We start from the raw sequence: 6,475 nt of genomic DNA, 5'->3' as shown, positions 1-6,475 counted from the left end.
CACGATCCACGGCAGCCTGAGGACTGGGCACGGCCTAGTTTAACAACTGAGCCGTAATTAATGACTCAGGACACTAGTCGCGGTGGATCTCGGCGATCCTGCTGCCGTCGCGGCGGGCGGAGGATCTCTTCGCGGGGTGGTGGCAGCTGAGCGCCGCGCTCGGTGCGGTTCCGCGGACGTTGGTCTGGGACGGCGAGGGGCGATCGGCCGAAACCGTGGTGGCCGAATCGAATTGACCCGTGATTGCCACGCCTTCCGCGGCGTGCTGGGCGCCAAGGTGGTGGTCCCCAAACCCGCCGAGCCTGAGCATAAGGGCATCATCGAACGCGCCCACGACTATTTCGAACGGTCGTTTCTGCCGGGCAGACAGTTCAGCGGTCCCGGCGATTTCAACCAGCAGTTCGGCAAATGGCTGCATGTGGTCAATGCCCGCCGGCGACGGGTGCTCGGCTGTGCACCGACCGACCGGATCGGCGCCGATCTGGCGGCGATGCTGGCGCTGCCGCCGGTGCCCCCGCAGGTCGGGTGGCGCAACTCGACCCGGTTGGCGCGTGATCATTACGTGCGGTTGGACTCCAATGACTACTCGGTGCATCCGGGGGTGATCGGGCGCCGTATCGAAGTAGTGGCGGATCTGGATCGGGTGCGGGTGTTCTGCGACGGCAAGACCGTCGCGCAGCATGAACTGGTGTGGGCGTGGCATCAGACGATCACGGACTCAGAGCATCGCGAAGCGGCGAATATGCTGCACCACAACAGAATCAGTGCCTTACTTCCGGTTAGTGAGTCCGACGATCAGGTCATGGTCGAACAGCGCAGCCTCACCGATTATGACGCCGCGCTGGGTATCGACCCCGGCGACGGCGGGCTGGTGTCATAACCACCAAACCACCACCAAGACCGCGGCGTCCTCGGCGGCTGGCCGGGATCTGAGCGCCGAGATCAGCTTCCTCACCCGAGCCTTGAAGGCCCCCACGATGCGCGAGGCTGTGACCCGACTGGCGGAGCGGGCCCGCGCCGAGTCCTGGACCCATGAAGAATTCCTGGTGGCCTGTTTACAACGTGAAGTCTCTGCCCGAGAATCTCACGGCGGCGAGGGTCGGATCCGAGCAGCCCGGTTTCCCTCGCGAAAGTCGATGGAACAGTTCGACTTCGATCACGCACGTGGACTCAAACGCGACACCATCGCTCATCTCGGAACGCTGGACTTCGTGGTCGCCAAAGACAACGTCGTCTTTCTGGGCCCGCCCGGGACCGGCAAACGCATCTGGCGATCGGGATCGCGATCCGGGCCTGCCAGGCCGGGCACCGGGTGTTGTTCGCCACCGCCTCGCAATGGGTCGCTCGCCTGGCCGAGGCCCACCAGAGTGGTCGACTGCAGCAGGAGCTCATCCGGCTGGGTCGCTACCCGGTGGTCGTCGTCGACCTATGCCGACTTCGGCATAGATCGACGAGGTCGGCTACGTCCCGTTCGAACCCGAGGCCGCGAACCTGTTCTTCCAGCTGGTCTTCTGGTCTCGTCCCGATACGAACGGGCCAGCCTCATCGTCACCTCCAACAAACCCTTCGGCCGCTGGGGAGAGGTGTTCGGCGACGACGTGGTAGCTGCAGCCATGATCGACCGCCTCGTCCACCACGCCGAAGTGATCGCCTTAACGGGCGACTCCTATCGCGTCAAAGACCGCGACCTCGGGCGAGTCCCGGGATCGACCACCGAAGAATGAACGCCAGGGGGTCAATTTTCAACCGTTGAAAAGGGGTCAATTTTCAACCGTCGTTGACATCGATCCCTCACTCAGTTCGCTCTCTCGTAGCGTCTCCTGTTACTGCCCGGAAGCCGGCTATCACCGTAGGGTCCTCGACGGTTACGTTCGGCGGTCGTTCTCTCTGCCCATCGCCGGGCTGCGCAAGGCATATCAAGCCTCGAGTCCGTGCGACAACTTCAACGACCATGCGCGCACGCTCACTTTCCGGGGCCCGTCACCTGACGGCGAGCGCCAGAACACTTCGCAGCGTTTCCACCTAGGTGTCAACAGCGGGGCGAGTTCTAGTCAACGTCACAACACTGACGGACCATCGGAGGATAACAGGGTCGTGAATAGGTCGGCCGAGCAACGGTCTTGAAGCGTCAGTCGTGGGTGGCCACAGTGAAGGTTTCCGAGCTTTCGGTTTGTGAGGTCTATGGCCTGTGGGTTTGCCCGCTGGGCGTGCTGTCTGGGGTTCCAGCTCATACCACGCTGTTCACGGACACGGCGAACCCGACGCAAGTCGATACCCGATAGTGCATGTTCAGGAATGCGTCATCATGAATTGCACAGGTACTCGGCATACAACGACGTCAGCGCAGACAAGCGACCGACCGAGGTGTTCAGGTCCCAATTCGCTCTTGCGCCGATCCGCGTCAAATGGCTTGCGACCGTGCTGTGATGCAGGAACAGCTCAGCCGAGGCCTGGCGCAGGGAACCCGTCCGACAGAACGCTTGCAGCACTCTCAGTTGATCCGCCCCGCCGGGTTTGGCGCGCAGTTGAGCAACAGCCTGCACTCCTCGGTCGTCCGAGAGAACAGACATGGGGATGTGTGCCAGCAAAGTTAGAGACCCCAGACGCAGGTGCGAGGCGACGACGTCGGTGCGCGTCGCTCCAGCGAAGCGAAGTGCGACTTTGGCCTCATTCCAAGACTGGTGTGCTTGGGTAACTGGCTGCGGCGTACCGACTCCCGCGACCAGGCCTGACTCCAGTCCGGATTCGGACTCCTTGCCTGCTATGTGTTCGGCCAAGGTGTCCTCGATGGTGGCATACGGCACCACCTGCTGGATGAGAACCGCTGCGAGTCCGTCCTCGCTGGTCACCTGCACGCGATCCGCCTGCCAACACTGTTCGGCGACGTCGCGAGCCCACACCGATGGGTCACGCTTGGTGCTGTGCCGAAGAGCTACCAGCACAACCGGTCGCCCCACACGCAGCCCCAGAGCGCGCGCTGTTGCCGTTTGAGCATCATCGGACCGGGTCGGATCCAAGAGCAGCCGAGTATCATCGGCCTGCACACGGGCGTCCTCCCGCCGAATCGGAGTGGTGCTCAACGCTCCGGCCACGAGCGCCAACCGCTCGAGAACCAGCTCGTCGAAGGGTTCCGGCCCGCCCTGCCGCTCGAGCCAAACCACCCCGTGATCCGCGACCTCGAGCTCGGCCGATGGCGTCGGCGGCCCTTTCAACTGCCGGCTCTCTGCCGAGCTGGGCGCCAACCGGACAACTACACCGTTGCTGTTTCGCCAACCCGCCACGCACTGCGCCAGACCGGCGGTCGCCTGTACCAGGGCGCGGGGACTGGCCCTGCGCTCAAGCAGCATGTCGTAGAAAGCGATCACTCGCATCGCCGAGGCCGCCGCGTCGGTCTCCGACAGTCGAAGAAGCAAGCCTTGCATGACCCCAGTGTATGTGAGTCAAACAACGTTCAAGGGCGAATGTGATCGCACCTTCACGCGGTACAGCGTGCACCATCAGACTGCGTCAGCGCCCGACTGGCCTCGATGTGAATTCGCCACGCGCAATGTGGACGGCATATATTTCATCCGATCCTCGCTGGCGATACAGCCCGTACCGTCCAACGTCAGAGCCGCGCGGACACATCGCCGGACGGTGGGCCCAATGTGATTATGCGGTAGTCGAATTGATTGTCCTGCGGGCTGAGCACTCCGCACATCACCGCGCGACTTCAGAACAGGCCGGCGGCGCCTATTCCCCGCCCACGCAGATTGATACCACGGCGAACTGCGCGTCTCTCCGCTTGGCTTCCAGCAACGCGTGACCCACTGCTCCCGCCCCGGTCATACCGTACGGGTGCCCCAAAGCGATCAACCCGCCGTTCTTCTTATGAGGGTCGATTCCGAGAAAATCACGGCAATAGACGGGCCGGCGCGGCGAATGCCTCGTTGAGTTCCCATATGCCGATGTCGCTGAGCACCAGACCATGTCGATCCGGAAGTCACGGGGTTGCGGCTATCTGACCGGTACCCATTTCGCCAATCCCGCGGCCGTGGTACCGGGACGGACAACCTCGTCGACCACCACGATCTTGCCCACTTCGATTACCACCAACCGTAACCCGCACGCCGTCCACCAAGACCTGCGTGGCCGCCACTGCCATGAGCCCTGAAGAACATTGCCGATCCAGGGTCATGCCCGGCACAGTCACCGGAACCCGACACGGAGTGCCGACTGGCGAGCGATATTGAGGCCGGCGGTCCCTGCCGCATCGCACAGCCCAGCACCACGTCTTCGACTTCACCGGGAAGGTCCCGACCTCCCCGACGGCCCGGGTGATCACCCGGGCCGCTAGTGCGGCACCTGAGAATTGTTGCCCCCGGTAGGCCTGCCTGATCGGCATTCGGGACGTGGAGACAATCGCTGCTCGGGTCGCTCGGGCACATTTTCCGCGTATGGGCATCACGATTGTTCATCACGAACCCTTTTGAGATCGGCAAGATATACCGAGCCACAGCGTGAGGCCCGCCTTTCCAAGCAGCCTGTTATCGCGTGCCGCAGAAGCATTCAGCGTTTCGTCACCAGCCTCCGCCGTCGGCGGGTTTGGTACCGGCAGGCAACTCGATGTAAACCCCCTCAGAGGGGTAGTAGTACTGCCGGACCGGCTGCAGCGCACCCGGAATAATATTCATCACCGTGGTGTCCTTCAACGCACGCAGACCATGAATATCATTGGGAGGCTCCGGAAGAACACTCACATCCCCATCGGTCATCACCCGCTCCTCCCGCAACGACAGCTTGGCCACATTCGCCACCTCACCATTGTCGAGGCGGCTATACGTCCGGTACAAAATGCTGCCGCTATACACACCGACAACCTCCGGCAGCCCATGATTGTGGAGGGGAACAATCGAACCGCACTTCACCTCATTGAAGACAATCCCCAACGAGCCGTCGTAATACAACACCCGAGAGCCCTCGGTATGAGCACTCTTGCGGAAGTAAGTCACCAACTCCGGATCCTCATCGGCCAGAATCGGACGCAATGCCTCCATGAACGTCTGCATGGCCTCGGCCACCGCATCACCGTAACCACCGTGCTTCTTGGCCACCCCCACCAAGGCATACACCGCATCGTCATACATACCCAACACACCCTTCCTACCGAACAACCGAAGCCCTCGACGTCACCGCCGCAGCCTGACAACCACGTCTCCCATCGTGCCCGTGGCAACCACAACAGCAGCACCCGACGATCGTCGACAATGCCCCACCACAACAGCGACGAACGCGCACCACCACACCCGATAGCTAACGAGTTCTGCATGATATCCACGTGGCCTGCGGCAGCGCGTGCAGCTGTATATCGAGGTCAGCGCGTCAAACTGCACACGCGAACAGCATCGACCGCGTCGGGACCCACGCGATCCCGCTAACACAGTCGGCATGGGCACAAACTGGCCGGTTGTTCCTGAATACCCCAAAAGCGGTCTGCCGGTGAGTAATCATTCAAGAGTGACACTGGTCGAACACCACCCCGAAGTGCCGGTCCGTCGATGGAACGTCGGCGAAACGCAAATCACGCAGGTGACAGAGGCGCCCGTCGAGGTAGGCCTACTAGACGGGCTCATCGCTCAGGCGACACCCGATGCCGTGAAACAGATCCCGTGGCTCTATCCGCACTACGCGAACGCCGATGGACAGCTCACCTGGAACCTGCACTGCTACGTCATTGAGGTCCGTGAAACCCGGATCCTCGTCGACACCGGCGTCGGCAACCACAAGACCAATCTGCGCCTGCCGAATTGGAGCGGTTGGAACACCGACTTCCTGAGCCGACTCACCGCAGCGGGGCACCCTCCTGAATGCATCGACATCGTGCTCTGCACGCACATGCACCTCGACCACCTCGGATGGAACACCACCCTGGTCGACGGAGTCTGGACACCGACGTTCCCCAACGCCACCCATCTGTTCGTGCGCGACGAGTTCGACTACCACGCCGGTATCTGCGCGACGGTGAACAGCGCGCTTGCAGCCCTGGACGGTGAACTCGAGCCGGACGCGATTCGACGACGCCAGCTACGTTTGGGTTTCGACCAGTCGGTATGGCCTCTGCGCGAGGCGGGGATGATCGACCTCGTCCCCTCGGGGTACGAGGTCGCGGAGGGCATTCACTACGTGCCCTCCCCCGGCCACACACCTGCCCATCACAGCGTTCGTGTCGCGTCCCGCGGCGAGTCCGCCTTCATCACCGGTGATTTCATCCACCATCCAGTTCAGATAGCCAGGACGCAGTGGAGTTCACAGAGCGACTTCGACCCGACGTTGGCGGCTCGGCACCGCCGCAGCTTTCTTGAATCATGTTCGGAAACAGCAACTGTCGTGTTCGGCAGCCACTTCACCGGAAGCAGTGCGGGCACAGTGATCCGCGACGGTGGTTCGTTCCGCCTGGAAGCACTAGAGGGCGAACAGGACTGAGACAGATCAGCCG

At 62.3% G+C, this 6,475-nt stretch carries 3 protein-coding genes and 3 pseudogenes; 3 read left to right on the top strand and 3 right to left on the bottom strand.

The annotated features are described in order from the left end of the window. Positions 1-77 precede the first annotated feature (77 nt). Together M1247_RS26390 and istB are read left to right on the top strand one after the other, a co-directional pair. Positions 78-880, top strand: a pseudogene (locus M1247_RS26390) (Mu transposase domain-containing protein); the annotation flags it as partial. Further along, positions 831-1,724: pseudogene (gene istB, locus M1247_RS26385) on the top strand (IS21-like element helper ATPase IstB). The pseudogenes M1247_RS26390 and istB, both read left to right, overlap by 50 nt. 579 nt (positions 1,725-2,303) lie before the next feature. Here the strand turns inward: istB and M1247_RS26380 are convergent. From M1247_RS26380 to M1247_RS26370, 3 genes and pseudogenes are all read right to left on the bottom strand, one after another. Further along, positions 2,304-3,422 (bottom strand): helix-turn-helix domain-containing protein, encoded by a 1,119-nt coding sequence (locus M1247_RS26380; RefSeq protein ID WP_317159358.1) that lies wholly within the window; start codon positions 3,420-3,422, stop codon positions 2,304-2,306. Between the two features lie 290 nt (positions 3,423-3,712). Next, positions 3,713-4,018, bottom strand: a pseudogene (locus M1247_RS26375) (acetyl-CoA C-acyltransferase); the annotation flags it as partial. A 541-nt stretch (positions 4,019-4,559) separates the two neighbouring features. Continuing rightward, entirely contained in the window at positions 4,560-5,126 is a 567-nt protein-coding gene (locus tag M1247_RS26370; RefSeq protein ID WP_317159355.1) for a cupin domain-containing protein, read from the bottom strand. Between the two features lie 370 nt (positions 5,127-5,496). On the opposite strand from M1247_RS26370, the gene M1247_RS26365 reads away from it, so the two are divergent. Further along, positions 5,497-6,462 carry an MBL fold metallo-hydrolase gene (locus M1247_RS26365; protein ID WP_317159356.1) on the top strand — a complete coding sequence of 322 codons (966 nt, stop codon included), beginning with the start codon at positions 5,497-5,499 and terminating at the stop codon, positions 6,460-6,462. Positions 6,463-6,475 lie beyond the last annotated feature (13 nt).

The organism is Mycobacterium appelbergii (assembly GCF_032883035.1).
GTDB classification, from domain to species: Bacteria; Actinomycetota; Actinomycetes; order Mycobacteriales; family Mycobacteriaceae; genus Mycobacterium; species Mycobacterium appelbergii.
This window is presented reverse-complemented; position numbering and strand designations above follow the sequence as displayed.

What these genes read in the sequence shown, in the direction of transcription:
- M1247_RS26370 (WP_317159355.1), bottom strand. Translation starts at nt 5,126, where the DNA reads ATGTATGACGATGCGGTGTATGCCTTGGTGGGGGTGGCCAAGAAGCAC.
- M1247_RS26380 (WP_317159358.1), bottom strand. Translation starts at nt 3,422, where the DNA reads ATGCAAGGCTTGCTTCTTCGACTGTCGGAGACCGACGCGGCGGCCTCG.